This is a genomic window from Aliishimia ponticola (genome assembly GCF_004803475.1).
In the GTDB taxonomy this organism is placed as follows: Bacteria; Pseudomonadota; Alphaproteobacteria; order Rhodobacterales; family Rhodobacteraceae; genus Aliishimia; species Aliishimia ponticola.
On sequence record NZ_SRKY01000001.1, the window covers coordinates 1272135 to 1297224 of the forward strand.

18 protein-coding genes are annotated in these 25090 nt (G+C 61.9%); 13 read left to right on the forward strand and 5 right to left on the reverse strand.

Annotated elements, in window-relative coordinates; all coding sequences use genetic code 11:
* The first annotated feature begins 99 nt into the window (after window positions 1-99).
* Window positions 100-996, forward strand: a complete 897-nt coding sequence (locus tag E4Z66_RS06010; protein WP_136462028.1) for a hydrogen peroxide-inducible genes activator — start codon at window positions 100-102, stop codon at window positions 994-996.
* On the opposite strand, the gene E4Z66_RS06015 is transcribed toward E4Z66_RS06010, so the two are convergent.
* The 4 genes from E4Z66_RS06015 to E4Z66_RS06030 all read right to left on the reverse strand — a co-directional run bounded on the left by E4Z66_RS06015 (window position 977) and on the right by E4Z66_RS06030 (window position 3829).
* A complete protein-coding gene (locus tag E4Z66_RS06015) occupies window positions 977-2194 on the reverse strand; it encodes an RNA polymerase sigma factor (RefSeq protein WP_211097114.1) in 1218 nt (405 codons plus the stop codon). The genes E4Z66_RS06010 and E4Z66_RS06015 overlap by 20 nt on opposite strands.
* On the reverse strand, window positions 2191-2547 hold the full coding sequence (locus E4Z66_RS06020; protein ID WP_136462030.1) for a YciI family protein: 357 nt from the start codon (window positions 2545-2547) through the stop codon (window positions 2191-2193). The genes E4Z66_RS06015 and E4Z66_RS06020 overlap by 4 nt, the downstream gene beginning before the upstream one ends.
* Window positions 2548-2570: 23 nt before the next feature.
* Window positions 2571-3080, reverse strand: coding sequence for an SRPBCC family protein (locus tag E4Z66_RS06025; RefSeq protein ID WP_136462031.1), 510 nt, complete (start codon window positions 3078-3080; stop codon window positions 2571-2573).
* Between the two features lie 122 nt (window positions 3081-3202).
* The gene (locus E4Z66_RS06030) at window positions 3203-3829 is read right to left on the reverse strand and encodes a trimeric intracellular cation channel family protein (RefSeq protein WP_136462032.1); all 627 of its coding nucleotides are present in this window, start codon (window positions 3827-3829) and stop codon (window positions 3203-3205) included.
* A 297-nt stretch (window positions 3830-4126) separates the two neighbouring features.
* On the opposite strand from E4Z66_RS06030, the gene E4Z66_RS06035 reads away from it, so the two are divergent.
* The 9 genes from E4Z66_RS06035 to E4Z66_RS06110 all read left to right on the forward strand — a co-directional run bounded on the left by E4Z66_RS06035 (window position 4127) and on the right by E4Z66_RS06110 (window position 21902).
* Entirely contained in the window at window positions 4127-5185 is a 1059-nt protein-coding gene (locus E4Z66_RS06035; RefSeq protein WP_246035890.1) for a LacI family DNA-binding transcriptional regulator, read from the forward strand.
* 126 nt (window positions 5186-5311) lie between these two features.
* Window positions 5312-6622 carry an ABC transporter substrate-binding protein gene (locus E4Z66_RS06040; protein ID WP_136462033.1) on the forward strand — a complete coding sequence of 437 codons (1311 nt, stop codon included), beginning with the start codon at window positions 5312-5314 and terminating at the stop codon, window positions 6620-6622.
* Window positions 6623-6770: 148 nt separating this feature from the next.
* A complete protein-coding gene (locus E4Z66_RS06045) occupies window positions 6771-7637 on the forward strand; it encodes a carbohydrate ABC transporter permease (protein WP_136462034.1) in 867 nt (288 codons plus the stop codon).
* A 14-nt stretch (window positions 7638-7651) separates the two neighbouring features.
* Window positions 7652-8482, forward strand: a complete 831-nt coding sequence (locus E4Z66_RS06050; protein WP_136462035.1) for a carbohydrate ABC transporter permease — start codon at window positions 7652-7654, stop codon at window positions 8480-8482.
* Window positions 8483-8493: 11 nt separating this feature from the next.
* Window positions 8494-9498 (forward strand): ABC transporter ATP-binding protein, encoded by a 1005-nt coding sequence (locus tag E4Z66_RS06055; RefSeq protein ID WP_136462036.1) that lies wholly within the window; start codon window positions 8494-8496, stop codon window positions 9496-9498.
* Complete coding sequence (locus tag E4Z66_RS06060) at window positions 9495-10274, forward strand: L-iditol 2-dehydrogenase (RefSeq protein ID WP_136462037.1); 780 nt, start codon at window positions 9495-9497, stop codon at window positions 10272-10274. Before E4Z66_RS06055 ends, E4Z66_RS06060 begins: the two co-directional genes overlap by 4 nt.
* On the forward strand, window positions 10262-11770 hold the full coding sequence (locus E4Z66_RS06065; RefSeq protein ID WP_246035892.1) for a mannitol dehydrogenase family protein: 1509 nt from the start codon (window positions 10262-10264) through the stop codon (window positions 11768-11770). Before E4Z66_RS06060 ends, E4Z66_RS06065 begins: the two co-directional genes overlap by 13 nt.
* A gap of 221 nt (window positions 11771-11991) precedes the next feature.
* Entirely contained in the window at window positions 11992-20082 is an 8091-nt protein-coding gene (locus E4Z66_RS19925) for a choice-of-anchor L domain-containing protein (RefSeq protein WP_281276203.1), read from the forward strand.
* Window positions 20083-20234: 152 nt separating this feature from the next.
* The gene (locus tag E4Z66_RS06110; RefSeq protein ID WP_136462038.1) at window positions 20235-21902 is read left to right on the forward strand and encodes a GMC family oxidoreductase; all 1668 of its coding nucleotides are present in this window, start codon (window positions 20235-20237) and stop codon (window positions 21900-21902) included.
* 40 nt (window positions 21903-21942) lie between these two features.
* On the opposite strand, the gene E4Z66_RS06115 is transcribed toward E4Z66_RS06110, so the two are convergent.
* Complete coding sequence (locus tag E4Z66_RS06115; RefSeq protein ID WP_136462039.1) at window positions 21943-22830, reverse strand: hydrogen peroxide-inducible genes activator; 888 nt, start codon at window positions 22828-22830, stop codon at window positions 21943-21945.
* A 110-nt stretch (window positions 22831-22940) separates the two neighbouring features.
* On the opposite strand from E4Z66_RS06115, the gene E4Z66_RS06120 reads away from it, so the two are divergent.
* From E4Z66_RS06120 to E4Z66_RS06130, 3 genes are all read left to right on the forward strand, one after another.
* On the forward strand, window positions 22941-23594 hold the full coding sequence (locus tag E4Z66_RS06120) for a peroxiredoxin (RefSeq protein WP_136462040.1): 654 nt from the start codon (window positions 22941-22943) through the stop codon (window positions 23592-23594).
* 63 nt (window positions 23595-23657) lie between these two features.
* A complete protein-coding gene (locus E4Z66_RS06125) occupies window positions 23658-24095 on the forward strand; it encodes a Dps family protein (protein ID WP_136462041.1) in 438 nt (145 codons plus the stop codon).
* A gap of 33 nt (window positions 24096-24128) precedes the next feature.
* Complete coding sequence (locus E4Z66_RS06130; protein ID WP_136462042.1) at window positions 24129-25001, forward strand: MBL fold metallo-hydrolase; 873 nt, start codon at window positions 24129-24131, stop codon at window positions 24999-25001.
* The last annotated feature ends 89 nt before the right edge of the window (window positions 25002-25090 follow it).

Sequence of the window (25090 nt, forward strand, 5' to 3'; positions counted from 1 at the left end):
GTTTGCAATGTGTCTGGGACAGTGACACTGGAATCGTTCTAACAGCGCAAATCCATAATTTCCAATTGATTATTCTTAAGATTGTGATAAGCGCACCTTATGATTGGTTTGACCCTGAAACACATGCGATATTTCGCGGCTTTGGCCCAATATGGCCATTTCGGACGCGCCGCCGAAGCCTGCGCGATCTCGCAGCCCGCGCTGTCTCAGCAGATCAAGGAACTTGAGGGGATGCTCGGCGCGCCGCTGGTCGAACGGGCCTCGCGGCAGATCCGCCTGACGCCACTTGGTACCGATTTCGCCGAACGTGCGCGCGCCATTTTGCTGGCGGTGGACGAGATCGGAGAACTTGCCCGCGCATCCGGTGGGCCGCTTGCCGGGCGGTTGCGCATGGGCATCATCCCGACCGTGGCGCCTTATCTGCTGCCTCAGATCATCACTGCCCTGTCAAATCACTTCCCAGACGTAGAGCTGGAACTGCGCGAGGCAGTGACAAAATCGCTGATCGACGACCTTCTCGACTCGCGGCTCGACGTGGCGGTACTGGCCCTGCCGATCTCTGAACCCCGGCTGCGTGAATTTGCGCTTTTCACCGAAGATTTCGTGCTGGTGCGCCCGTCCGAAGATGCCGCCAAGCCGGTGCCAAACCCGGAGACGCTGGCAGAGATGCGGCTGCTCCTGCTGGAGGAAGGCCACTGCTTTCGCGATCAGGCCCTCGCCTATTGCAGCATGGAGGCGACGCCCGCGCGGCAGGTCATGGAAGGCAGTTCGCTGTCGACACTGGTGCAGATGGTTGGCGCAGGCATGGGCGTGACGCTGATTCCCGATATGGCCCTGAACCTTGAGACCCGGTCTGCCGATGTGTCGGTCGCGCGCTTTCAGGCCCCAAGCCCCGCGCGCACCATTGGTATGGTCTGGCGCAAGACGACGCCTCTGGCAGATCAACTGATGCAGATGGGCGCGATCCTGCGCAATGTCAGGGGCGCGGCGGCGTGATGTCCGCAGCCAGCTTGGCGCGCTCCGCCTCCAAGTAACGCCGCAAGGGCGGCTCTGGCGTCAGGGAAATCGCCTTGTCATAGGCCGCGCCCGCGGCCTCCACCTGCCCGGCCTGCGCAAGGAACCGCCCCCGCGCGGCCCAATAGGGCTGGAATTGACGTACCGTGTCGCCCTCAAGCCGGGCCAGTGCATCCAGCCCTGCCTGCGGGCCGTGCCGCTCTGCGGTGACGACACTGCGCGCAACGGTCGCCCCAAGCGAGGGGGAGAGTTGCTCCAGCGCGAAATGGAGCTTGTCCAATGTCAGCCAATCGACCTGCCCGGTCTTGGCCCGGTCCAGATGGATACCCTGAATCGCAGCTTCGATCTGAAACCGCCCCGGCGCGCCCAATGCCTGCCCCGCCGCCAGCGCCCGTTGCCCATAGGTGATGAGCGGCGCGCGCCAAAGCTGGTGGTCTTGCGCATCCAGCGGCACGAATACCCCATCGCGGAGCCGCGCCGGACCGCGCGCCTGCCCGAAGGCAATCAGCGCCGCCAGCCCATATGCCTCGGCATCGTTCGGGGAGAGCTGGCACAGCAAATCGGCAAGGAACAGCGCCTCATGGCCCAGCGCATCCTGCGGCGCCAACCAATCCAGCGCATGGGCTGCATAGACCGCCTCGCGCACGGCATTCATCCGCTCTGGCAGCACATCGGTATCGGGGATGCGAAAGGGGATGCGGGCCTCTCGGATTTTGCGCTTGGCCCGGACCAACCGCTGCGCCATTGCCGAAGGGGCAGTGACGAAGGCCCGCGCGATCTGCGCCGCCTCGACGCCCAGCACGGTCTGAAGCATCAGCGGCGCGTGAATATCGGCGGGCAAGGCCGGATGCGCGCACACCAGCATGAGCGGCAGGCGGGCGTCGGCATCGTCGGTGTCCGGCGTGCTGGTTGGAAGGTCGTCGGGGAGAATGTCTGCCTCGCCATACTTGGCCTCGCGCCGATGCGCGTCAGTCAGCCGGTTTCGCGCGGTGGTCAGCAGCCACGCCTCGGGGGCATCGGGGATGCCCCGCCTGGGCCAGACCGTCAGCGCCTGTGCAAACGCCTCTGCCAGCGCATCTTCGGCCTGCGCGATGTTGCCGCTGCGCCGTGCCAGCACCGCGACCAGCTTGCCATAGGATGCCCGCGCCGCCGCTTCGGCCGCGCGGGCGGGATCGCTCACGCGCCGTCGCCCATCTGGCTGGCGCGGATTTCGACCTTGCCCATCTTTGCCGCCGGGCATTTTTCGGCCCAGGCCATTGCCGCATCAAGATCGGGCACATCAATCACGAAATACCCGCCAAGCTTCTCTTTCGTCTCGGCAAAGGGACCGTCCTGCACCGTCTTGCTGCCACCTTTCAGCGTGACCGTCGTCGCCGTATCGACGGGCTGCAACCAGTCGGTATCCACGAAAACGCCTGCCTCCTGCAACGCGCCGATATACGCGCCGTAGACCTCTTGCATCTCGCCCCAATCCTCTTGCGTCATCTCCGCAAAATCGGCCGGGTCGCTGTATAGTAGAAAAGTGTAACGCATCGAATTGCCTCCTTCGGCTCAGGTTATGCTGCGATTTCAAGTCGGGAAAGCCCGCGTTCGAAAACCGGGCCCATCATGCGATCCATGAACAGCCCCATGATACGGCCAATCGGGTTGAACCCCATATCCGCCTGCATCGTCCAGGTGACTTCGGCCCCACCCGGTTGTGGCACCGCATGGATGGCCTGTGTCGGGCGGCCCATTGGTCCAAGGTCGATACTGTAATGCACGGCATCCGGCGTCACTTGCGCCACGGTCTGACTGCCTTTGCCTTCCCGCCCTTTGAAATGAAACCCGGAGCCGACACCGCTTTGCGGGCCGAACAGGTTGATGGAGAGGTCCGGATCGCTGACCTTATAGGGGTTGAAATGCTGATAGCCTTCGCCCGAAGCTGCCAGCGCCAAAACCGTCTGGGCATCGGCATCGATGAGTGCGCGGCGCTCGACCTCTACATGGCGCGGCAGCAACATCGTTCCCGCCGCCAGCAGGGCCACAGCACCAAGGGATACGGCAATTATTTGGAAAGTCGTCATTTTTCTGTCCTTCATTGATGACGAGAGCACTCTGCCCTCACCAACATGACGAACCGGTGTCGGCCCAATCGACATCCGGGTGACAAAAAAGGTGAAAAAAGTCGTGCCCTGCGAAAGGCCCGTTAGTCAGGCGATCCGCTGCCCGGCGCTTTGGGCGCTTGCCAGCCGCGCCGGACACTCAGCACCCGCAGGAGGAACGCGGACAAGACGCCAACGGGCAAGACCCAGATTTCCGGCAGGCTCAGACGATCCCCGATCACGACAATCGCCGCGCCGACAAGGGCAGCCAGCGCATAGACCTCTTCGCGCAGAACGCGCGGCACCTCTGTCACCAGAAGGTCGCGCACAGCCCCGCCGCCCACCGCAGTCAGTACGCCCAGCAGGATCGCCGGTAACGGGTCCAGCCCGAATTGCAGTGCCTTGCGGCACCCCGCCACCGCGAAAAGCCCCAATCCGAGCGCATCCAGCAGCATGACCGGGTTGGCGAGCCGTTCCAAGGCGCGATGCGCGAAAAAGACCAGCCCCGCCGCAGCCAGCGCGGCCCAGAGGTAAAGCGGCTGCGCGAAGGCGGCGACCGGTTCGGCCCCCAGCAGCATGTCGCGGATCATCCCCCCGGCCAGGGCCGCGGCGACAGCAAGGGCGGCGATGCCAAACACATCGAGCCCCCGGCGCACGGCCAGCATGGCCCCGGAAATTCCGAAAACGAAGGTGCCCGCGAGATCGAGCAAGATGCCAACAGGTAAGGTCATGCGGCACGAATATCCTGCAACCGGGGGCGAAACCAGATGGAACGCCGCATACGGGGCCAGATAGTGCGCAGGCCTGTGACGCGCCGCACCGAACCGACCGCCGTTAACGGGCACATCCCCCGCAGCGCAGGATAGCGCGCGCATCTGGCGGATAAGCCACGAAAATCGCGTAATTTTTCACAAGACCGCTTCGTGACACAGGGATATCCTTGACCATCGCGGCCCGACACCCCTAATGTAAATTAAATCTTTACGCGCGCAAATTTTATCAAACTGCGCGCAAAACCGGAGCGCAGGATGGACGGATCACACGGCAACGAGGGCAAGCTCGGCGCGACGCGCAAGATCCGGACGATGGAGGAATTCGCCGAGGCCAGCGGAATCTCTCGCCCAACGGTTTCCAAGTATTTTCACGATCCAGCCAGCGTCCGCGCAACGACCCGTAGCAAGATCGAAGCGGCGCTGGAGAAGTACGATTATCAACCAAATATCTTCGCGATCAACCAAAACCGGAAGTTGACCAAGACCATCGGCATCCTGGTTCCGTTTCTGGCCGATCCGTTCTTTGCGGAAATCGTGCGAAACATCGAACAAAGCTGCATCAAGGCCGGGTTCTGGCCGATCGTGTTCAGCGCCCATGGCAGCCAAAGCGCAGAGAACAACGCGCTGGCGACGCTGCGTTCGCTGCGCCCGGCGGGCGCGCTGTTGGCCCCGCTTGGCCGTGGCTCCGATCTCGATGCGGTTCGGCACTTTGCCGAAGAGGTGCCAACGGTGGTCTTCGACAGCAACGTCAATGTGGGCGAAGCCTTTGTCGGATCGAACAACTTTCAAAGCGTCGATCTGATGGTCGATTACCTGTGCCGGTCGGGAGAACCGCCCTGCTTCTTCGAAATGCCCCCCGTCAATCCAAACGCCAACAAGCGCCGCGAGGCCTATATCCAGTCGATGGAGCGTTTGGGCCACGAACCCAAGGTGGTGCAGGTCGCGGGCAGCGGATGGGAGTTCGAACAGATCGGGTTGGAAGGCGGCATGCACCTGATTTCGGAGCGCGCCCTGCCCTCTGACACGGTGCTGTGCAGCAACGACCGACTGGCCGTCGGCCTGATCGCCGCCGCCTGCCAGAAGGGGCTGCGAATCGGACATGCGCCGGGCTGCGCGCTGCGAATCGCGGGCCATGATGACCACCCGTGGTCGCGTTTCACCTGCCCGCCGCTGACCACGGTTTCGCAGGATTACACCTCTATCACCGAACGCAGCGTGGAAATCCTGTTTGACCTGATCCGGGGCGAAAAACCCAAGGGAGACAGGCCGGAAATCCTGTTCGACGGTAAGCTTATCCTGCGCGCCTCCGCCTGACTGCGGGCCGGCCTGACCCGCTTTGGGGTGACAAAAGTTTACGCGGGTAAAGTTTTTGTTTGACTGGCAGGCACTCCGTCGCCTATCCCAAGGTATCACATCCGTTAACCTTGGGAGGAGACCTGGATGACACTTAAGAGCGCACTTCTTGCGGCCTCTGCACTCGTAGGCGTGGCAGCGACCGGCGCCCTCGCCGAAACGACCATCACCGTGGCAACCGTGAACAACGGCGACATGATCCGCATGCAGGGTCTGATGGACGATTTCAACGCAAAGCACCCCGACATCACCGTGGAGTGGGTCACGCTGGAAGAGAACGTCCTGCGTCAAAACGTGACCACCGACATCTCCACCGGCGGCGGTGCATATGACATTCTGACCATCGGCACCTACGAAGTACCGATCTGGGGCGCGAATGGCTGGCTGGTATCGCTGGACGAAGGCATGTCCGACGACTGGAACGCCGATGACCTGCTGCCCGCGATTGCCGGTGGCCTGACGATCGACGACAAGTTGTATGCCGCGCCCTTCTATGGCGAATCCTCCATGGTCATGTATCGCACCGACCTGATGGAAGCGGCTGGCATGGAAATGCCCAAAGCGCCGACATGGGAATTCATCCGCGAAGCCGCGGCTGCGATGACCGATCGCGACGCAGGCATCAACGGCATCTGCGCCCGCGGTAAAGCTGGCTGGGGCGAGAACATGGCCTTCCTGACGGCGATGTCCAACTCCTTCGGCGCCAAGTGGTTCGACGAAGACTGGAATGCACAGTTCGACAGCGAAGCCTGGGCGAACACGCTGGACTTCTACCTTGGCATGATGGAAGAGTCCGGCCCGAACGGCGCGGCGAATAACGGGTTCAACGAAAACCTGACGCTGTTCCAACAAGGCAAGTGCGGCATGTGGATCGACGCGACGGTTGCGGCCTCCTTCGTGACTGGCGACGATTCCACCGTGGCGGACAAAGTCGGCTTCGCGCTGGCCCCCGATAACGGTCTTGGCAAGCGCGGCAACTGGCTCTGGGCTTGGTCGCTGGCAATCCCGGCCTCCTCGGACAACCAGGATGCAGCGAAAACCTTCATCAGCTGGGCCACAAGCCAAGGTTATGCTGAGCTGGTCGCATCCAAAGAAGGTTGGGCGAACGTTCCTCCCGGCACGCGCACCTCGCTTTACGAGAACGAGAAGTATCTCGAAGCTGCGCCGTTCGCACAAATGACGCTGGACAGCATCCTTGCTGCGGATCCGCAGAACCCGACCGTTGATCCGGTCCCCTACACTGGCGTTCAGTTCGTCGCTATCCCTGAATTCTCCGGTATTGCTACACAGGTCGGCCAGCAGTTCTCCGCTGCACTGGCAGGTCAGCAGACCGCGGAAGAAGCCCTTGCCAACGCGCAAGAGCTGACCACCGAAGAGATGGAAGCGGCAGGTTACTAAGTTAACGAGTACCTAGAAGGGCAGTCTTCGGGCTGCCCTTCGATTTCTCCCATTTTCCCCTTTTTTCTGTGCCTGCCCTTCCGAAAGCCCTGCCATGGGTTTTCGAAAGTACAGGACTGTATTTCCACCGTCCGCCCGGAGGTAAATCATGGCTACCCAGCAATCGAGATCCGCCGCACGTCTGATGATCGCGCCCGCAGTCTTCGTCCTGTTGGTGTGGATGTTGATCCCACTTTGCATGACGCTGTATTTCTCATTCGCCGACTACCGCCCCCTGCGCGGCGTGTTCGAAGCTTGGGTCGGCTTCAAGAACTACGAATCTTTCCTCTCGTCGTCGTCTTTCCTCAAGGCGGTGGGAACCACGCTTTGGATGGTCGCCGGCATTCTGTCGATCACCATTATCGGCGGCATCCTCTTTGCGCTGCTGCTGGACCAGCCGATGTTCGGGCAAGGCATCGTGCGTATCCTTGTGATTGCGCCCTTCTTCGTCATGCCCACCGTGTCTGCGCTGGTCTGGAAGAACATGTTCTTCAATGTGGATAACGGCCTGTTCTCGTATCTTTACCAGTTCCTCGGGCTACAACCTTATGATTTCCTAAGCCAATCGCCGCTCTTTTCGATCATCGTGATCGTGGCCTGGCAATGGTTGCCCTTCGCCACGCTGATCCTGCTGACAGCCGTTCAGTCACTGTCCAGCGAGCAGTTGGAAGCGGCCGAAATGGACGGCGCCCCGGCGCTCAAGCGGTTCTGGTACATCATCCTGCCGCATCTAAGCCGCGCCATCACCGTGGTCATCCTGATCCAGACCATCTTCCTGCTGTCGATCTTTGCCGAGATTTTCGTCACCACGAACGGCGCCTTCGGCACCCGCACACTTACCTACCTCGTCTACCAGCGCGTCCTTGAGAGCCAGAATATCGGCCTTGGCTCCGCAGGTGGTATCATCGCAGTCATTCTCGCCAACATCATCGCCATCTTCCTGATGCGGATCGTTGGCAAGAACCTCGACAAATAAGGGAGGATCGGACTATGGCCCGCGCCATCACACCTCGCAAAAAGCTTATGTGGACTGTCCTCGCCTGGGGGCTGGGACTGCTGATCTTCTTCCCGATCCTGTGGACCTTCCTGACCAGCTTCAAATCCGAGGCAACCGCGATCTCCGATCCGCCGGTCTGGTTCTTCTTCGACTGGACCACGGAAAACTATCAGGCCGTGCTGGAACGGTCGAACTACCCGCTGGCGCTGTCCAACTCCATCGCCATTGCCGTGGGTTCGACCTTGCTGGGTATCGTCATCGCTGTGCCCGCGGCATGGGCCATGGCCTTCGTGCCGGGCGATCGGACCAAGGACGTTCTGCTGTGGATGCTGTCCACCAAGATGCTTCCGGCGGTTGGCGTTCTGTATCCGCTGGTGCTGCTGGCAAAATGGCTTGGCCTGATGGACAGCCGCCTGCTGTTGATCGTCATCCTGATGCTGATCAACCTGCCGATCATCGTATGGATGCTCTACACCTATTTCCGCGAAATTCCGGGCGAGATCCTGGAAGCCGCACGGATGGATGGGGCCTCGCTCAAGGATGAAATCCTTTATGTCCTGACACCGATGGCCGTGCCGGGGATCGCCTCGACCATTCTGCTCAACATCATTCTGGCCTGGAACGAAGCCTTCTGGACCATTCTGCTGACGACAGTGGACGCCGCGCCGCTGACCAAATTCATCGCCAGCTTCTCCGCCCCAGAGGGCCTGTTCTACGCCAAGCTCAGCGCCGCTTCGATCATGGCCATCGCGCCGATCCTGATCATGGGCTGGTTCAGCCAGAAACAACTCGTCCGGGGTCTGACCTTCGGCGCCGTGAAGTAAGGAATTCAAAAATGGGACGCATTCAGCTCAAGCAGGTCAAAAAAGCCTTCGGCGACGTGGTTGTCATCCCGCCGCTCGATCTGGACATCAAGGAAGGTGAGTTCGTTGTTTTCGTCGGCCCGTCGGGCTGCGGCAAGTCCACCCTGCTGCGCCTGATCGCCGGGTTGGAGGACACGACCTCCGGCACCATCGAAATCGACGGGCAGGACGCCACATCGGTGCCCCCCGCCAAGCGCGGTCTGGCGATGGTGTTCCAGTCCTATGCGCTGTATCCGCACATGTCCGTGCGCAAGAACATCGCCTTCCCCATGAAGATGGCGGGCGTGGATCAAGCAGAACAGAACCGGCGCATCGATGCGGCCGCAGCCGCGTTGAACCTGACCGATTACCTGGATCGTCGCCCCGGCCAACTGTCCGGCGGTCAGCGCCAGCGGGTCGCGATTGGCCGCGCCATTGTGCGCGAGCCTGCCGCCTTCCTCTTTGACGAGCCGCTCTCCAACCTCGACGCTGCGCTGCGCGTGGGGATGCGGATGGAAATCTCCGAGCTGCACAAGAAGCTCGACACAACGATGATCTACGTGACCCATGACCAGGTCGAAGCCATGACCATGGCGGACAAGATCGTGGTGCTGCAGGCAGGCGTCATCGAACAGGTCGGCACCCCGCTTGAGCTGTACCGCACACCGCGCAACAAGTTCGTTGCGGGCTTCATCGGATCGCCCAAGATGAACCTGATCGAAGGGTCGGCAGCCGCGCAACATGGTGTCCACACGATCGGGATTCGGCCGGAGCATATCGACATCTCCAAGACCGAAGGTCTGTGGCAGGGCACCGTTGGCGTGGCAGAACACCTGGGCTCGGATACGTTCCTGTATATCCACGGGGTCGAAGGCTGTGATCCGCTCACCGTGCGCGTCGGCGGCGAAGTCGACATGCATCATGGCGACACGGTCTTCCTGAGCCCGCAAATGGAACATCTGCACAAGTTCGACGCGCAAGGACTGCGCGTTGAATGACCCGGCTTGAGGGGAAAACTGCACTGATCACCGGCGCCGCGCGTGGCATCGGACGGGCCTTTGCGGCCGCCTATGTACGCGAAGGCGCGCGGGTGATCATTGCGGATATCGATCACGCGCGCGCGGCCCAAACGGCTGCCGAGATCGACCCCGACAAATGCCTGCCCGTTCAGATGGATGTAACCGATACGGCCAGCATCAAGGCCGCTATCGCGTCGGCAGAAAGCCACGGCTTTGCGCAGATCGACATCCTGATCAACAACGCCGCGCTGTTCACCGCCGCCCCTATCGTCGAGATCTCCGAAGCCGATTTCGACCGCACCTTCGACGTCAACGTGAAGGGGACGCTGTTCACCCTGCAAGCGGTGGCGCAGCACATGATCGACCGTGGCATCAAGGGCAAGATCATCAACATGGCCAGTCAGGCCGGACGTCGCGGAGAACCGCTTGTCGCCGTTTATTGCGCGACCAAGGCGGCTGTCATCTCGCTTACCCAATCGGCGGGGCTGAACCTGATCACGCATGGCATCAACGTGAATGCCATCGCGCCGGGTGTCGTCGACGGCGAACATTGGGACGGCGTGGACGCGTTCTTTGCGAAATACGAGGGCAAAGCCCCCGGACAGAAGAAGAAAGAGGTCGGCGCAGCCGTGCCTTATGGCCGCATGGGCCGGGCTGAGGATTTGACCGGCATGGCCGTGTTCCTCGCCTCGGACGAGGCCGATTACATCGTCGCCCAGACCTACAATGTGGATGGCGGCCAATGGATGAGCTGATCATGGATCGCGCGCAGGGAGACGCCCCGATGAAACTCGGTAACGCGACGCTGGACCAACTGCCCCAAGGGATTTCCGGGCCGACCTATGACAGGTCGGTGCTTACGCCGGGCATCGTGCATATCGGGCTTGGCAACTTTCACCGTGGCCATCAGGCCTGGTATCTGCACCGGTTGATGCAGGACGGGCTGGCCCATGATTGGGCGATTGTGGGCGCAGGTGTGCGCGCGGGCGACGAGGCGCAGCGTAACCGGCTGGCGGCGCAGGACTACCTGACAACGCTGATCGAACTGGATCCGGCGGGCCGCTCTGCCGAAGTTATCGGCTCCATGATCGATTTCGTGCCGGTGCAGGAAGGCAACGCCCCCCTCATCGCGCAGATGGCCGACCCTGCCATCCGCATCGTGGCGCTGACCGTCACCGAAGGCGGGTACTATATCGACCCGGTGACCAATGGCTTTGACGCGGACCATCCCGATATCCAGCACGACGCCGCCAACCCGGACAGCCCCCACACCGCGTTCGGCGCGATGATTGCCGCACTCAAGCAGCGCCGCGATGCCGGAACCGGCCCCTTCACCGGGCTGAGCTGTGACAACCTGCAAGGCAATGGCGCGATCCTGCGGCAGACCGTCGTGTCTCTGGCCCGGATGAGCGACCCGGCCCTCGCCGATTGGATCGACGCCAACTGCACCTTCCCCAACTCGATGGTCGATTGCATTGTCCCGGCGACCGGGCCGAAAGAACTCGACATCGTGCGTATGATGGGGATCGACGACGCCGCGCCCGTCACTCACGAAAACTTCCGCCAATGGGTGATCGAGGACGAATTCTGCGCGGGCCGCCCGGACTGGGACAAGGTCGGCGCGACTTTCTCGGACAATGTCCACGCCTATGAATCGATGAAGATCCGCATCCTGAATGGCGGGCATCAGGTGATCTCCAATCCGGGCGAAATTCTGGGCGTCGAGTTCATCTCTGGCTGCATGGCGAACCCGCTGATCGGGCCGTTCTTCCGCAAGCTCGCCACTGAGGAGATCACGCCCCATGTGAACCCCGTGCCCGGCATGGCCCCTGCGGATTACGTCGATCTGATCGACCGCCGTTTCTCCAACCCGGAGATCGTCGATACCGTGCGCCGCGTGGCCTTTGACGGGTCGTCCCGGCATACCGGCTTTTTGCTGCCGACCCTGCGCGACGCGCTGAACGCCGGCACCCCGATTGACGGTCTGGCCCTGGCCGAAGCGCTTTGGGCGCGCATGTGTGAAGGCACCCGCGAGGATGGCACGATCATTGCGCCGAACGATCCGATCTGGGACAGCCTGAACAGCGCTGCGAAAGCCGCCAAAACCGACCCTGCCGCATGGCTTGCCCAACGCGATCTTTATGGCGACCTGGCGGAAAACGCGACCTTCGTCGCGGCCTTTTCCCATTGGCTGAACCTGATCTGGTCCGACGGCACCGAAGCCGCGCTGACCGCGTATCTGAACGGCTGATCCGCCCTTCCTGGTGCCGGGCCCTGCCCCGGCATCGCCGCCTTCCCCCTAATTTTACAGACCTGATACCGGGTGCATTTTACGCGCCCGCCCCTGCCATGAGCGTGTTTCCGCACAAGGTAAGGAAAAGCATACTTGCCCGATTTCCCGCATAGGTAATACTCGCCGGGTATTTCGTGCGTTTCATTTTGCTATCCATTTTTCAAAAGGGAGGGGTCATCATGTCCCTGATCAACCAACTGCGTCCGGTACTGAGCGCCCTTGAAGACAACGGCATTACAGAGGCCCTTTCGAGCCTGCCAATGATCGCGGATGATCTGACCGGCCTGATCGACAGCCTTGATCTTGATGATCTCGATACACTGATCGACGACGCGCTGGCTGCTGCGGAATCCCTTGTGGATGACGAGGCGCGCGCCGCCGCACTGGCAGAGGCATTGGACGATCTGGACGGGATCACCGCGTCTGCCACCGGCAGCGAAGTCACCGTGGCGTTGACCGCAGGCACCGACGCTGTCGTCGATATTCTGGATGGCGATATCGGGCTGGGCGGCGCGGCCTTCAGCCTTGAAGCGCAGGCGGATTTCTCCGGCTCTATCGCCGTCGCCGTCGATGTGAACTTCTCTTACGACACCAGCACGGATACGCTGACCCTTATCGATACGCCGCAGGACGAGGTATCCTTGTCCACCGCGATTTCAGCGGATGTGTCGGCCGATGCGACGATTGCGGGCGGCGTCATCGCCGTGGAACTGACCGATGCCATGGCGGCCCCGGAACTTGCGATCTCTGCCGGGTTCAACTTTGCCAGCCTCGATCCGAATGACATCACGGTGACCTATGGCGGCACCTCCCGGCTGGAATTCGACCTGGCGACCGTGGTCGCCAATGGCCTGCTGCCCGGCATCACCGCCACGATCGGGATCGATTGGGATCCTCTCGATCCGGCGCGGGCCCCTGAAATCACCTTTGGCGATGTGGGTATCTCGGTCGGGGAACTGGTCGAAGCCATTGCCGAAATGCTGGACCCGATTGCCGATATCCTGTTCGAAGGCATCATCGGCAAGATCGTGAACATCATGACCGAACCCTTGCCGATCATCAGCGATGGTTTGAACGCGGTAAATGCGATTGATCTGTTTGATACCATCCCCACAAGTGGCGACAGCATTTTCAACCTGCTCGACGGGATCGGGCTTTATCTGCAAGGCAAGGGCAATACCCAGGGCGTGCAAATCCTGTCGAACTTCGCCGAGGCGCTCGCGATCCTCAAGCAGCTCAACGATTTTGCGGAAAATGACGGTATCATCCCGCTGGGCGAGTTCAGCATCCCCGGCTTTGACGCGGATGTCGATCCGATCCCGGCGGCCAGCTTCACCATTGCCGATATCGGCGGGCAGACGCCACTGGAATTCCTCAATCAACTGGCCATCGACGCGAACCTGTTCCAGACCGTTCTGGATTCTGTCCCCGGCTTGTCGGATTTGACCTCGGGCAGCCTTGGCGTGTCCTCGCCCAGTGACGAAAGCGGGCTAAGCTTCCCGCTGTTTGAAAACCCAGAGATGATCCTGAACGTGCTGCTGCCGGAGCTGACCGGTGGCACCCCCGTGCCGATCATCCAATACGATATTCCCGCGATCTCGGGCGAGGCCCGGTTCGGCGAGTTCTTCTTCCCCGTCTTTGGCCCCTTCGGCTTGACGCTGGATGGCTTTACCGAGGCGACGGTCGATTTCATTGTCGGCTATGACACCTACGCGCTGACGGTCGAGGATGGCACATTCGCCGACGGGCTGTTCCTGACGACGCAGGAAATGGCGCCGGGTGAGCAAATCGAACGCCAGCCGGACGACTTGCAGTTCGAATATCGTCCCATCGCCTATGCGACCTCCGGCGTCTTTGCCGGGGTTGCCGTGGATGCTGTCGTTGTGCGCGTTGGCGTGGCGGGCGGCATCACCGGCTTTGTCGCGGCCTTCCTGCCCGGCGGCGAGGTCGATACCGAGATGGGCGAAATTCCCAACGGGGTACTACGGCTGAGCGATTTCGGCTCCGGCTGCTTTCTGGACCCGATCCTTGGCCGCATCGGCGCAGAGGTCATTGCCTCCATCAAGATCGGCTTTGGCATTTTCAGCTTCGACTATGACATCACCATTGCCGACATCACGCTGGCCAATTTCGAATTTGGCTGCCCGCCCGCAACCGAGGAAATCGATGGGCTGGGCCGTTATGCCAGCACCTCGACCATCCTGTTCCATGTGGGGCCAGAGATCGGCAATCGCATCATCGAGGGCATCGCAGATACGCAGATCAACGAAACCTACCGCGTCAGTCAGGGCGTCGATGAGGACGGTCTGGATGTGCCCGGCGCGCTGCGGGTTGAATATGCCGGAACATTCCAGAATTTCGGCGTAGACGACGGCGAAGCCGCCCCGACCGAGATTACTGCCGATTTCGGTGATGGTGACGACGCGATTGTGATTTCCGCCGACCTTAACGTGACGGTGGATGTGTCGGGCGGCGACGGGCTGGATATTCTGGAAGGCGCGGCGCTGAATGACGAATTGGACGGCGGCGCAGGCAATGACCGCCTGTTTGGACGCGCGGGCAATGATATCCTGACCGGCGGCGATGGCGATGATTACCTCGAAGGGGGGCTTGGTGCCGATACGCTGAGCGGCGGCGATGGCCGCGACCGCGTCAGCTATGAAAGCAGCGCTGTGGGTGTCACCCTTCTCTGGAACGGGTCCGCCGTGATCGGTAGCGGCGGTGAGGCGGAAGGCGATGTGCTGACCTCTATCGAATATATCGTCGGATCCGCGCATGACGACGTGTTGACCGGAAACCCCATCGAAAGCAACACCTTGCAGGGCAATGCCGGCGACGACGTTCTGATCGGCGGCAATGATGACGACTTCCTGCTGGGCGATGCGGGGGCCGATATGCTGCTGGGCGGCGCGGGCACGGATGGGACCAGCTACGTCACCTCAAATGATGCGGTGATCGTCGACCTTGCCGCCGGAACGGCGAGCGGCGGTGATGCCGAAGGCGATATCCTGTCCAGCATCGAATCCGTCATGGGATCGGCCTTCTACGATGTGCTCCTGGGCGATAATGGCGACAACGCGCTGGCCGGCTGGATCGGCGAAGACATTCTTGATGGCCGCCTTGGCGCGGATGAGGTCTCCGGCGGCCAGGGCGATGACATCGTCTATGGCCGTGGCGCGGGCGCGGTCCTGCTGGATGGCGGCGAAGGGCACGATCTGCTCAGCTATGAACGCGCGGGCGGCGCCGTGACCGTCGATCTGGAGGCAGGCACCGGTCAGCGCAGCGGCACCGATACCATCGGCTTCCGGCAAGTGGATGACGGCAATGGTGGGTTCGAGGACAGCATCTATTCTTCCTTCGAAGACCTTGATGGCAGCCATTTCGACGACACGCTGACTGGCGATGCGCAGGGCAACACCATTCGCGGATTGTCTGGCAGTGACACGATCGATGGGGGCGCGGGCAATGACATTCTGATCGGTGGCCTTGGCGCGGATGCGATCACCGGCGGCGCGGGCACAGACTGGGCCGACTACACCGATGGCGACGGCGTTGCCGTGTTCCTGACCGGCGGCCCCGGCACGGGATCGACGGCAGATGGCGACACGTTGACAGAAGTGGAGAACCTGCGCGGCTCCGACGGGACCGACTTCCTTGGCGGCGATGACGGCGACAACATCCTTGCACCGATGCTGTCGGGCGGATCGCTGGATGCGGTCGATGGGCTTGGCACCGATGACGAGGACACGCTGCAACTTGATTACTCCCGCAATGACTGGGGGCTTGGCGTCGTGGGCGGCCTCACTCTGGGCCGGTTCGAACGTTTTGCCTTTGACGGCAGCACCCTGCTGGACGGCGTGGCCTTTGCCCGGATCGAAAACTTCGAAATCACCGGCACGATGCGCGACGATGATATCGAGACAGGCGACGGCGATGACCGGCTTTATCTGGGTGGCGGCGACGATACGGTGGATTCCGGTTCCGGCACCGATACCGTGCTGGCCCAAGAGGGCAATGACACCGTCCGCTATGAAAGCGACGACGATACGCCGCTTTTCCTGCTGGATGGTGGGCGCGACACCGATGGGATCTCCCTGCTTCTTCGGGACGTGACCGAGGATATGCAGGTCCGCGCGGGCGGCGACACGGCAATCAACCTGATCCTGTCCACCGGTGCATCGGTTGTGAATTTCGAGAACCTCGACCTGATCCGCACCGGCGAGGGCGCGGACCTGATCGAACAGACCGGGATCAGCGACAACGAACTTTATGGCGGCGGCAATGCGGACCTGATCGACCCGGGGCGCGGCATCGACTATGTGAATGGCGGCTCAGAGATCGTGACCACCGCCCCCTCCTACGATGTCGGGGACCGGCCGATCTACCTCGTGACCGAGGCCGAACAACTGCTGGATTTCGTGACTGCCGATGTTCTGCGGCTCGATTGGAGCACGGTCAGCAGCGATATTTCTTCGCAGGTCAGCCGTTACCTGTCCGGGCAAGCCTATCTGCAAGCCAATGACACCACCGCGGTCAGCTATCCGTTCTACACCCAAGGCGGCTTCTACGAGACCGCGGATGGCAATGACCGCACCGATTTCTTCGGTATCGAAGCCGTGGATATCACCGGCGGCTCTGGCGACGATCAGCTTGCCGGGACGTGGCACGGGCTGGAATTTGCAATCACGGTGAATGGCGTTACCTCCGCACCGTTTGCGATTGCGACCGACCGGGGCAATGACCGACTGGTTGGCGGCGCGGGCGATGACACGCTTCTGGGTCTGACCGGGTCGGATACGCTGATCGGCGGCAATGGCGACGACATGCTGTATGGCACCGGCGCGGATGACATGACCGAGAATTTCGGCGTGGGCGCGCCCGGCGACACGTTCGAGATCGACACGCTGACCGGCGGCAATGGCGCCGACCGCTTCGTGCTGGGCGCGCTGGACGAGGATAACACCCCGCTCAGCTTCTATCTGGGCCGCACCAACGCGAACGAGGACGCGACTGACAGCCGCGCGATCATCACCGATTTCGACGCTACAGAAGGTGACCGTCTGGTTCTGGCCGGCTCCTCGGGCGATTACGTTGTCGAAACCGTGGCGGACGGGGTGAATATCCTTCTCGACCAGCCCGACCGCAACATCATCGCCCATCTCGAAGGGGTAAGCAGTCTCGCGCTCAATTCCGGTACGGCGATCTTCCGCACCGGGTTCTTCGTGCCCGACTTCCCGCTGATCCCGGTTCTCCCCGATCTGCCGTTCACACCGTTCCTGACAAACCCCGTGAACACGCCGATCGATTTCTCCTTCTCCGACAGCTTCACACCGACGCTGCCGACCCTGCCCACCATACCCACGCTGCCGGGACTTGGTCTTGGCACGGTGACGCCGGTTCTGGGCCAAGTGCAAACAGGCCCCGCGACCCTTCCCTTGTCCAGCATGGTCACATCCGCCTTGATGACCGAAGCACTCTCGCCGGCAGAGGGGCTGGGCGAAATCTCTGCCGATCCGAGTTTGCTCGATCCGGGATCGCTGCTGGACCTGTCTGATCTGGGCGCGCCGCAAATCGACTTGCCACAGGTTTCCGCCGACACAACGGCCGCCACAGGCAAACCGTGGATTGCCCAGACCAACAACACGAACATACTGGCGAATTACCTCTTTGAAGGCGTCAGCAATGACCTGCTGCAATCGGGTACGCTCACACTGGAAGGGGACGCCCGCGCCTTTGGCGTCTTCCAGGGCGATCCCTTCGACCTTGGATACGGTATCGTATTGTCCACCGGCATCGTCGAAGACATCGACGAGCCGAACGAGGAAGACGGCGGCATCTATGGCCCCTATGCGCCGGAACTGACATTCGACAACATCGGCGAATTCGGAGGCTCCGGCATTTTCCGCGCCGATCTGAGCTTCCTCGGGACCGAACTGAACTCTCTTACGATTGCCGATGATGGCGATGCGATTGGCGGCGGAGTTCAGGCGTTCTCCGGTCTTGATCTGGATGCGCTGGTGCTTAGCCGCCAGCTTGTGACGCAGGACGACATCGACAACGGCTTCGATTTCAATGACTCCGCCCAGTTCGAGACGCTGGACGTGTTCAATTATGCTTCGGCCTACAGCCAGTACACACCGGGCGACATCCGCGCCAGCAGCGGACCGGCGGTGGCCGATCTGAATGGCACGCAGAACGGGCTGATCGATCTGACCTATGCCCGCCTTGATGCGTTCGACTTTGGCGCGGGACCGGGCGGCTCTTTCACGCTTGGTGATGGCGGCACGGTCGGGTTCGATCTGACGCAAAGTGTCAGCACGGATGGCCCGCTCTATCTGTATGTCGCGGAAGGCGCGGCCAATGAGGAACTCGAAGCCTCTATCGCGGCGTCCGACACACGCCTTGCCGCCCCGGCAGACCTGTCGACCGATTTCGGCGCCGCCGGGTCCGAGGGCGATCTGACGCGCCTTACTTACGAGTTCAACTTGTTCGAGGACGCGGGCAAGATGCTGAAATTCGACTTCTCGTTCCTGACGGAAGAGCTGCGCGAGTTTGCCGGAAGCGAATTCAACGATGCGCTGCGGATCTTCCTCAACGGTGTGCAATTGGCGGAGCTTTCCGACGGCTCTGCGCTGACGGTCAGCCAGCTTCTGCCCGCACCCTTTGCCGCGCCGCATCCTGATCTGATCCTCAACCCCGTCGCGGACGGCCCGGCCAAGGATCACACCCGTGCGGACGCCTATACCGCGCCGCTCACCTTCATCGGGGCCACGCAATACGGCACCAACGAGTTGGTGATCGAAATCGAAGATATCCGCGACGGGCTGATGGACAGTGCGGTTCTCATCCAGGGCGGGTCCATCGCGCTGGAGGACGGCGACGATCGCGGCGTGATCGACCTGCCGGTCAACCCCAAGGAAGAACCGCCCTTCCCTGCCGTGGAAATCTCCAAGCGCGTGCTGCGCGTGGCTGAAGGCGGCGACAAGGTCGAGACAGAGGTTTCCCTGACCGGGATCGCGGGCCTGACGCAAGAGGTCAAAGTCGTGCTGACACCGGGCACGGCGGATATCGACCTTGGCTCCGGTCCGGGGGCCGAACATGTGCTGGTCTTCTCGCCCGGTGCGGCGCTGACCCAGACGGTCCTGGTATCCGCCCCGCTCGACAACCTTGTCGAACTGACAGAGGTGGTTCTGGCCTCGGTGGATGTGTCCGGCGCGGGGGCCTTCGACGGCACGCCTATCGCCCCGATCGTGGTCACGGTCTTCGACACGCTTTCGCAATCGCCGACCCTGTCCGGCACCGATGATGCCAACCGTCTGGAAGGCACTGCCGCCAACGAAACGATCAACGCATTCGGCGGCGATGACATCCTGATCGGCGGCTTGGGCAACGATAAGCTCAACGGCGGTGATGGTGTCGATACGGCATCCTACGAGACAGCCTCCGCCGGGGTTGAAGTCTATCTCAATGCTGGCAAGAGCCGCGGCGCAGACGGGTATGACACCCTCACCGAGATCGAGAATCTGACCGGTTCGGCCCATGACGACCGGCTGATCGGCGACAGCGGCGACAACCACCTCGTCGGCGGCGACGGCGCGGATATCATCAAGGGCAATGGCGGCAATGACAGCTTTGACGGCGGCGCGGGCGATGATGTGATCCGTGGCGGTGCGGGCGACGACATGATGCAGGGCGGCGACGGGTCGGACATCATGTTCGCGCTGGCCGGGGCCGATGTGCTGGATGGTGGCGCGGATCGCGACTTCCTTTACGGCGGGCGAGATGCCGATACCGTTCTTGGCGGCGATGGCGATGACGAAGTGCGCGGCAATCTGGGCGCGGACGATATCTCTGGCGAGGCGGGCAGCGACGATCTGCGCGGCGGTGGCGGCAACGATACGCTGGATGGCGGCGCGGATAATGACTTCCTCTTCGGTGAGAATGGCGCAGACAGCCTGCACGGCGGCGCGGGCAATGACAGCCTGACCGGCGGCATGGGCTCTGGCGTGTTCGACGGCGCAAGCGATACCTTCATCTATGCCTCCAGCAGCGATGGCAGCGGCGGGTTCGACCGGATCAAGGACTGGGAGGACGGCATCGACGCATTGGACCTGAGCGCCTTCGGCTTCACCGATTTCGCAGCCGATGTGCTGGCGCTGGCTTCTGACCGGACCGGTGGGCTGCGGATCGATTTCGGTAGCGGCGATGTGCTCTTTATCGAAGATTTCCTGAAAGCCGATTTCGATGCGTCCGATGTGATCCTGACCTGATCCGGCCATGCCCGAAGGTGACGATCCTCGCCCTTCCGCGTGCCCACGTGGGAGGGCGGCCCGCTCTTGAGCTTCCGCCCGCCCCGCCTGTAGGGTGATCGTCGGGGGAGAGCCAGATCACATGCCAACATACCAGATAGCTGACGCCGCCAATGCCTGACGCCGCGCATGAGTTCGATTTCATCGTGGTCGGCGCGGGCTCTGCCGGGTGCCTCATGGCCAACCGGCTTAGCGCCGATCCCAACAACCGCGTCCTGTTGCTGGAGGCCGGGAAAGCCGACACCTATCCGTGGATACACATCCCCGTTGGCTATCTCTATTGCATCGGTAACCCGCGCGCGGATTGGATGTTCAAAACCCAGCCCGCCAAAGGCCTGAACGGGCGCAGCTTGCTTTATCCGCGTGGCAAGACGCTGGGCGGCTGTTCATCGATCAACGGCATGATCTACATGCGCGGACAGGCCCGCGATTATGACGCATGGGCAGAGGCAACCGGCGAGCCCGCATGGAACTGGGACAACTGCCTGACCGATTTCAAAGCGCATGAAGATCACTACAAGCTGGATAACGGGGCCGATCCCGCCACCGGCGACAACAGCCGCTTTTCCGATCTGCATGGCCATGGCGGCGAGTGGCGAATCGAAAAGCAACGCCTGCGCTGGGACATTCTCGACAGTTTTGCCGAGGCGGCGGTCGAAACGGGTATCGAACGGACCGAGGATTTCAACACCGGCGACAATGCGGGCGTCGGCTATTTCGATGTGAACCAGCGGTCGGGCTGGCGGTGGAACACGTCCAAAGCCTTTCTGCGCCCTGCCCGGTCACGGCCCAACCTGACCATCTGGACCGAAGCGCATGTGGAAAAACTGCGCTTTCATAGCGGCGCGGATGGTCGGCCACATTGCGACGGGGCCATCGTTCACCGCCAAGGCCAACGGGTCGATCTGCGCGCGGCGCGCGAGGTGATCCTGTCGGCGGGGGCCGTGAACTCCCCCCACATCCTGCACCTGTCCGGGATCGGCCCGGCGGGGCTGCTGACGCAACACGGCATCGATGTGGTACTGGACGCCCCCTATGTGGGCGAGAACCTGCAAGACCATCTGCAAATCCGCGCGGTCTACAAGGTCAAGGGCACGCGCACGCTCAACACACTTGCCAACTCGCTGGTCGGCAAGGCGCGGATCGGGTTGGAATACGCGCTCAAACGCAGCGGCCCGATGAGCATGTCGCCCAGCCAGCTTGGCGCCTTCACCCGGTCCGACCCCGCCCTCCCTCATGCCAATCTGGAATACCATGTGCAGCCGCTCAGCCTTGAGGCCTTTGGCGAAGACCTGCATGACTTTCCGGCCATGACCGTCAGCGTGTGCAACCTCAACCCGACCAGCCGGGGGCATATCCGGCTTGCCGGCCCCGATTTCCGCACGCCGCCAGAGATCGCGCCCAACTACCTCGACACAGAGGAAGACCGGAAGGTCGCCGCAGACAGCTTGCGGCAGGTGCGCCAGATCATGGCCCAACCGGCGATGCAGGCCTATGCGCCCGAAGAGTTCAAACCCGGCGTTCAGTATCAAAGCGATGCCGATCTCGCGCGGCTGGCAGGTGATATCGCCAGCACGATCTTTCACCCGGTCGGCACCGTGAAAATGGGGCGCACGGATGATCCCACTGCGGTGTTGGACCCGCATCTGAGGGTGAAGGGCGTTGCCGGACTGCGCGTGGTCGATGCCTCTGTCATGCCGCAGATCACCAGCGGCAACACGAATTCACCAACGATCATGATCGCGGAAAAGGCCGCCGCGTGGGTGCTTTCAGGCAGCTAATCAGTACAGTCCCGTATGCCTACCCGTCACCGCGTGGGCGTTACTGTGGGCGCAGCAGATCGGCGAGTTTCTCGAACACCTGACTGCGCGCAGAGCCGGGCCGCCATGCCAGCACCACTTGCCGTGGGCAGGCATCGGGCAAGGGCGTCAACCGCACCGCGCCCTGCCCCGCGACCCCGGCCTTTACCGCCAAATCCGGCAACAGCGTAATCCCCAACCCTTCAGAGACCATGGCGATCAGGGTCGGCAGGCTGGTTGCGGCGAAATCCTCCAACTCGTCATCCAGCTTGCCCGGATAGGCCGCCAGCGCGTGGCGTTGCAGGCAATGGCCTTTTTCCAACAGCATGAGTTGCCCCTTGGCTTCTTCCTGCGCCAGCGCCTGCGCCCCCACCCCGCGCGGAGCGGGCCAGTCAGGCGGTGAGGCCAGCTGATACCCATCCTCGAACAGCGGCGCGATATGCAGGCCCTTGGTCTCGAACGGCAACGCGATCAGGATCAGATCCAGCCGTCCGTCATTCAACCCGGCGATCAGGCTTTCTGTCATCTCTTCGCGCAGGAACAGCTTGATTTGCGGCAACGCGGCGCGGATCGCGGGCAATGTGTGAGGGATCAGATAGGGACCGATCGTCGGGATGGCCCCAAGCCGCAATTCCCCCTCGAACGGGTTGCGATGCGCCTTTGCCAGTTCCGAGATGTCTTCAGCATCCACCAAAAGCCGCCGCGCGCGCGCTGCGATTTCTTCGCCGACCGGGGTCAGCAACACACTGCGCTTGGTCCGCTCGAACACGGTCACGCCCAGACTGGCCTCCAGCTCCTTGATCGCCGCCGACAGCGTTGGCTGCGTGACAAAGCACAGCTCTGCCGCGCGCGAAAAATTCAAATGGTCCGCGACCGCGACCAGAAAGCGAAGCTGCCGAAGCGTGAACATATAGAGACTCCCTATAACAGACAGAGTTATATTCAATTTCACTTATATATCGCAATCCCCCAAATAAGGGTCATCGCGCAAGACAACGCTGTTCGCAGGAGACCAGACAAATGACAGACCAAACCCCGATCACCCGGCCCACCGGACCGCGTCTGAATGAGCCCGCACCGGCCTTTGACGCACCGACCACGCATGGGCAGAAAACACTGGACGACTACAAGGGACAGTGGCTTGTGCTGTTCTCGCACCCGGCAGATTTCACGCCCGTTTGCACCACCGAATTCATTGGCTTTGCCAAACGTCAGGACGATTTCGCTGCCGCCAATACCGCGCTGCTGGGCCTGTCGATCGACAGCCATTACAGCCACATCGCCTGGGTGCTGAACATCAAGGAAAAATTCGGCACGCAGATCGGATTTCCCATCATCGCGGACCTGAACATGGCCGTGGCCCAGGCCTATGGCATGATCCAGCCGGGTGCCTCTGACACGGCTGCGGTGCGCGCGACTTTCATCATCGATCCCGAAGGTGTGCTGCGCGCTATGGTCTACTACCCGATGAATGCGGGCCGCTCCGTGGACGAGATTTACCGCCTGCTGATCGCGCTTCAGACTGCGGATGAAAACGCCTGCTCCATGCCGGAAAACTGGAAACCCGGCGATCCGGTCATCGTGCCCACACCGAAGACACCGGAAGAGGCCGAAGCCCGCAAAGGCGAAGGCTATGAGACCGTGGATTGGTATTTCTCCACCCGGCAGCTCTGACATGCTGCGGTCCCGCCCCCCGGTGGGGCCGCCCTGCCCCCCAAACCGAAAAGGAAACCTCCCATGACCAATCAACCCGTCGTCACCACGCTGACCACTGTCTTGGGTCAGACGTTCCGCCTTTATGTGCAAAGCCACGGCTATCACTGGAACGTCGAAGGCCCGCAGTTCCGCCAGCTGCACAAGATGTTCGAGGCGCAGTACCAGAACCTTTGGGGCGCACTCGATGAGATTGCGGAACGGATTCGCGTGCAAGGCGCCTATGCCCCTGCGTCGGTTGCTGACCTTATGTCACATGCCGCGCCCGAGGCCGATCCGGCACACTCCGCAGCCGAAATGGTCACCAAAGCCATCGCCGAACACGAGGCCATTGCCACAACGCTGCGCGAGGCGATTTCCACGGTGACCGACGCGGGCGATGATGTCAGCGCAGGTCTGCTGACAGACCGCCTTGCGTGGCACGAAAAGGAAATTTGGATGATGCGCGCCAGCACCCGATAAGCGGCGCAACCTTTGAAAGACAGGAGCAGAAACATGACCAACCCCATCGTCAAATCCTTTTGGGATGAACCCACCGGAAGCTGGCAATACGTTTTCCATGATCCCCAGACCATGAAAGGTGCCATTGTCGATCCGGTGATGGAATACGATCCGCTTTCGGGCGCGACCGGCACGAAGAACGCGCAGACATTGCTGGATTACGTGGCCGATGCCGGGATCGAACTGGAATGGATTCTGGATACGCACCCCCATGCGGACCATTTCTCCGCCGCGCAGTGGCTCAAGGAGCAGACCGGCGCACCGACCGCGATCGGTGAGAAAGTTACCGGCGTCCAGAAGCTCTGGAGCGGGATTTACAACCTGCCGGGCGTTCTGCCGACGGATGGACGCCAATGGGACCGGCTCTTTGCCGATGGCGACACATTTCGCGTGGGCACCGTTGACGTGCGGGTGATCTTCTCGCCCGGGCATACCCTGGCGTCGATCACCTATGTCGCGGGGGACGCCGCCTTTGTGCATGACACGTTGATGATGCCAGACAGCGGCACATCGCGCGCCGATTTCCCCGGCGGTTCGTCGAAGGAGTTGTATGACAGCATCCAGCGCATTCTGGCCCTGCCAGACGACACCCGCGTATTCGTCGGCCATGATTACGCGCCCAAGGGCCGCGACGCGCGCTGCGAAGCGACGGTGGCCGAACACAAGGCCAGCAACATCCACCTGAAAGACGCCCCGTCAGAGGCCGAATACCGGGCGGTGCGCGATGCCCGCGATGCGACGCTGCCGCTGCCCAAGCTGATGCTCGCCGCGCTTCAGGTGAATATCCGCGGGGGCCGCCTGCCGGAGCCGGAAGAGAATGGTCGCTCTTACCTGAAAGTGCCGCTCAATTACTTTGAGCCGCGCTGACCGGTCGCACAGACGCCCGGGCGCACGAAACGTTCCTGCGCGGCCTTGGCCACTGGCACGGGGCCGCGCGCAAGTTGCCGCCGCCAACC

Bases quoted from the DNA above. Each gene is read 5' to 3' on its own strand.
- E4Z66_RS06010 (WP_136462028.1), top strand. From the start codon at position 100: ATGATTGGTTTGACCCTGAAACACATGCGATATTTCGCGGCTTTGGCC.
- E4Z66_RS06020 (WP_136462030.1), bottom strand. From the start codon at position 2,547: ATGCGTTACACTTTTCTACTATACAGCGACCCGGCCGATTTTGCGGAG.
- E4Z66_RS06025 (WP_136462031.1), bottom strand. From the start codon at position 3,080: ATGACGACTTTCCAAATAATTGCCGTATCCCTTGGTGCTGTGGCCCTG.
- E4Z66_RS06030 (WP_136462032.1), bottom strand. From the start codon at position 3,829: ATGACCTTACCTGTTGGCATCTTGCTCGATCTCGCGGGCACCTTCGTT.
- E4Z66_RS06035 (WP_246035890.1), top strand. From the start codon at position 4,127: ATGGACGGATCACACGGCAACGAGGGCAAGCTCGGCGCGACGCGCAAG.
- E4Z66_RS06040 (WP_136462033.1), top strand. From the start codon at position 5,312: ATGACACTTAAGAGCGCACTTCTTGCGGCCTCTGCACTCGTAGGCGTG.
- E4Z66_RS06045 (WP_136462034.1), top strand. From the start codon at position 6,771: ATGGCTACCCAGCAATCGAGATCCGCCGCACGTCTGATGATCGCGCCC.
- E4Z66_RS06050 (WP_136462035.1), top strand. From the start codon at position 7,652: ATGGCCCGCGCCATCACACCTCGCAAAAAGCTTATGTGGACTGTCCTC.
- E4Z66_RS06055 (WP_136462036.1), top strand. From the start codon at position 8,494: ATGGGACGCATTCAGCTCAAGCAGGTCAAAAAAGCCTTCGGCGACGTG.
- E4Z66_RS06060 (WP_136462037.1), top strand. From the start codon at position 9,495: ATGACCCGGCTTGAGGGGAAAACTGCACTGATCACCGGCGCCGCGCGT.
- E4Z66_RS06065 (WP_246035892.1), top strand. From the start codon at position 10,262: ATGGATGAGCTGATCATGGATCGCGCGCAGGGAGACGCCCCGATGAAA.
- E4Z66_RS19925 (WP_281276203.1), top strand. From the start codon at position 11,992: ATGTCCCTGATCAACCAACTGCGTCCGGTACTGAGCGCCCTTGAAGAC.
- E4Z66_RS06110 (WP_136462038.1), top strand. From the start codon at position 20,235: ATGCCTGACGCCGCGCATGAGTTCGATTTCATCGTGGTCGGCGCGGGC.
- E4Z66_RS06115 (WP_136462039.1), bottom strand. From the start codon at position 22,830: ATGTTCACGCTTCGGCAGCTTCGCTTTCTGGTCGCGGTCGCGGACCAT.
- E4Z66_RS06120 (WP_136462040.1), top strand. From the start codon at position 22,941: ATGACAGACCAAACCCCGATCACCCGGCCCACCGGACCGCGTCTGAAT.
- E4Z66_RS06125 (WP_136462041.1), top strand. From the start codon at position 23,658: ATGACCAATCAACCCGTCGTCACCACGCTGACCACTGTCTTGGGTCAG.
- E4Z66_RS06130 (WP_136462042.1), top strand. From the start codon at position 24,129: ATGACCAACCCCATCGTCAAATCCTTTTGGGATGAACCCACCGGAAGC.